This is a genomic window from Sphingobium sp. UBA5915, from assembly GCF_002431195.1.
Classification (GTDB): domain Bacteria; phylum Pseudomonadota; class Alphaproteobacteria; order Sphingomonadales; family Sphingomonadaceae; genus Sphingobium; species Sphingobium soli.
On record NZ_DJDV01000104.1, the window covers coordinates 1940 to 2574 of the forward strand.

Consider the following 635-nt stretch of genomic DNA (forward strand, 5'->3'; position numbering starts at 1 on the left):
GGCGGGCTTGGGCTTCGCGTTGGGTGACGGCGAGGATTTTGGCGTGGGCGCGGGTTAGGTCGCTGTCGCGATTGCGGCGCGTCTGGGCGGGCGGGCTTGCCGCCTGCGCTGCGCTGGGGGTGCGGAGGGCCGCTTGCTGGCGTTCGGTCATCGGCGAGAGGTCGCAGCCGGCAGTTGACGCGCGACATGCGAAGCGGAGCGCACGACTTCGCCCTGGATCAGCTTGCCCTTCATCAGTCCACGCAGCGTGTCGGCCTCGCGCGGGTCCAGCATCACGACGCGCACACCGCCCGATTGCAGCGGTTCGATCACCGAAATGCGCAGCGCATGGCTGGCGCACAGGGCCGTGACCGCTTCGGGCGTCCCCTTGACGTTGATCGCGCGGCTCATGCCCGCACCTCCACATGCGCGGAAAGGGTGAAGCTCGCCGAGCCATCGGCGCGTTCCGACCGATAGGGATGAGGATGCTGGCGAATACGTCGATTATAATCGGCCGCCGATCGACGATGGGCGGAAGATATTTCAGGCGTATGCGCGCTATGATAGCGGATCAGTTCTTCCTGCTCCCGCATCAACAGATAATTGAGATCGTCCAATATTTGGCTCCCTGGCTGGCAAGCGGGAGCACAATGGTC

Annotated in this window: 2 protein-coding genes; both read right to left on the reverse strand. The window is 64.9% G+C overall.

The window, feature by feature from the left end; genetic code table 11:
• Nucleotides 1-147 precede the first annotated feature (147 nt).
• On the reverse strand, nucleotides 148-390 hold the full coding sequence (locus B2V90_RS19120) for a hypothetical protein (RefSeq protein WP_009820998.1): 243 nt from the start codon (nucleotides 388-390) through the stop codon (nucleotides 148-150).
• Nucleotides 387-635 (reverse strand): hypothetical protein (locus tag B2V90_RS19125; RefSeq protein ID WP_293922840.1); only part of this gene is annotated, 249 nt, incomplete at its 5' end. The genes B2V90_RS19125 and B2V90_RS19120, both read right to left, overlap by 4 nt.

Bases quoted from the DNA above. Each gene is read 5' to 3' on its own strand.
- B2V90_RS19120 (WP_009820998.1), bottom strand. From the start codon at position 390: ATGAGCCGCGCGATCAACGTCAAGGGGACGCCCGAAGCGGTCACGGCC.